Below are 2,211 nucleotides of genomic sequence, written 5' to 3'. Positions count from 1 at the left end.
GAACACCACCTTGCTCACCACGCGATGCGCGATCGCGGCCTGCCCGGCGGTGTGACCGAAGCCGGCCAGCACGTTGACCAGACCGCGCGGCAGCCCGGCCCGCTCGCCGAGCTTCGCGACCGCCAGCGACGTGAAGGGCGTGAGCTCCGACGGCTTGAGCAGCACGCCGTTGCCCATCGCCACCGCGGGCGCCACCTGCCAGCCGCAAGTGAACACCGGCGCGTTCCACGGCGTGATCTGCAGCACCACGCCGGCCGGCTCGCGGCGCGTGTAGTTGAGGTGCGAGGTCGGCACCGGGATCACGCTGCCGTAGAACTTGTCGGTCCAGCCCGCGTAGTACTCGAACATCTCGGCGACCTTCGCCACCTCGCCCCGGCAGTCGCGGATCGGCTTGCCCGAGCCCAGCGCCTCCAGCCGCGCGATCGCGTCGGCCTCGGCGCGGATCGCGCGCGCCACCTCCTGCATCACGCGGCCGCGCGCGGCATGCGTGAGCGCCCACCATTCGCGCTGCGCGCGGCGTGCGCTTTCGGCGGCATGGTCGATCACGGCTGCGCCGGCGTCGCGATAGGCGAGCGTGGCCTCGCCCGTCGCCGCATCGTAAAGCTGGATCGTGTCGCCCTGGCCGGCGACGAGTTCGCCGTCGATATACGAGCCGATCGTGGCGGCACCGGGGAAGAAGTGCGCGAAAGCGGCGAGCAACTGGTCTGCGTGCTGGGTCATGTCAGGTTTCCGTACAGGTAAGTCGAGCGGGATCGTGGCGCGGGCTGCCCCGCCTCAGGCCGGGTCGAGGAAGTCGACGATGCGGTTGAAGTCCTCGCCGTCGGCGACGGAACCCTCGCTGGCCGCCCACACGCGCGCCGCCTCGCGCGCCACCGGCGCGACGCTGTCGAACTGGTCGAGCAGGCCCAGCGCGAGCCGCACGTCCTTGCGCATCAGCTTCATCGTGAAACCGGAATCGAACTTGCCATTGAAGATCCAGGTCGGGTAGTTGGTCAGCGTCGCGCTGTTGCGGCCGGAGCCGCCGTTGAGCGCCTCGACCAGCTTTTCCGGATCGACGCCGGCCGCGCGCGCGGTGCGCACCGCCTCGCTGGCGACCAGCAGGTGCACGCCGGTCAGCAGATTGTTGAGCAGCTTGGTGACGTGGCCGGCGCCCACCGGCCCCACATGCACGCGCTTGGCGCTGATCGCCGCGAGGATCGGCTCGATGGCCGCGATATCGCTGTCCGAGCCGCCCAACACCATGGTCATCGTGGCGGTGGCCGCGCCCTTCGGGCCGCCGCTCACCGGGCCGTCGACGAAGCCGATGCCGCGTTCGGCCAGGGCCGCCGCCACGCGCCGCGTGCTGTCCGGATCGGCCGTGGTGGTGTCGATCACGATGGAGCCCGGTTTCGCGTTCTCGAGCACGCCGCCGGCGCCCAGCACCACCGCCTCGACCACCGCCGAGGTCGGCAGCGACAGCAGCAGCACGTCGGCGTCGCGCGCGATCCCGGCCACCGAATCGCGCGCCGACAGCACCGCCTGTTCGGCCAGCGCGAGCGCCACGCCCGGCGCCGCGTCGTAGCCGAGCACCGTGTAGTCGCCGCGCCGCAGCGAACCCGCCATGCCGCGCCCCATGTTGCCCAGACCGATCACGCCCACCGTTTTCATCCGACGACTCCTGATAGCTGTTGGTTCGAGGCCGGCGCGCCAGCTTGCGCCTGCCTTGCATGGCTACGATGTTCGGTCCGGCGATCCGTATAATCAATCAACGCCAATATTGATATTGTTCTCTTTTTTAGAACACCCGAATCATGAGCGATACCCTGACCGACAGCCGCATCGTCTATTTCTACGAGGCCGTGCGTTGCGGCACGATCCGCGCCGCGGCCGACTGGCTCGACGTGGCGCCCTCGGCCGTGAGCCGCCAGATCGGGCTGCTGGAGAAGGAGCTCGACGCCACCCTGGTGGAGCGCCACGCGCGCGGCGTGACGCCCACCGAGGCGGGACGTTGCGTGATCGAGTATTTCCGCGAGCAGCTCGCGCACCGCGACGACCTGATCTCGCGGCTGCAGGAGTTGCGCGGGCTCAAGACCGGCCAGGTCAGCCTGGTGCTCGGCGAAGGCTTCGTCTCGGATCTGCTGGCCGGGCCCATGCAGCAGTTCTGCCGGCAGTTCCCCGGCATCCGCGTCAACCTCGACGTGGGCAGCACCAACGACGTGATCCGCAAGATCT

At 69.7% G+C, this 2,211-nt stretch carries 3 protein-coding genes; 1 reads left to right on the top strand and 2 read right to left on the bottom strand.

Features of this window, described 5'->3' with window-relative positions; translation table 11 throughout:
• Positions 1-720: aldehyde dehydrogenase family protein (locus JMF90_RS34210; RefSeq protein ID WP_201326087.1), on the bottom strand; the 720-nt coding region annotated here is incomplete at its 3' end.
• A 54-nt stretch (positions 721-774) separates the two neighbouring features.
• Positions 775-1,662 carry an NAD(P)-dependent oxidoreductase gene (locus JMF90_RS34205; protein ID WP_226292069.1) on the bottom strand — a complete coding sequence of 296 codons (888 nt, stop codon included), beginning with the start codon at positions 1,660-1,662 and terminating at the stop codon, positions 775-777.
• Between the two features lie 128 nt (positions 1,663-1,790).
• On the opposite strand from JMF90_RS34205, the gene JMF90_RS34200 reads away from it, so the two are divergent.
• A partial coding sequence (locus JMF90_RS34200; RefSeq protein WP_201326086.1) for a LysR family transcriptional regulator occupies positions 1,791-2,211 on the top strand: 421 nt, incomplete at its 3' end.

The organism is Burkholderia sp. E168m23 (assembly GCF_016586125.1).
Lineage (GTDB): Bacteria > Pseudomonadota > Gammaproteobacteria > Burkholderiales > Burkholderiaceae > Burkholderia > Burkholderia orbicola.
The sequence above is the reverse complement of the archived record's forward strand: the minus strand, read 5'-3'. Positions and strand labels throughout refer to the sequence as shown.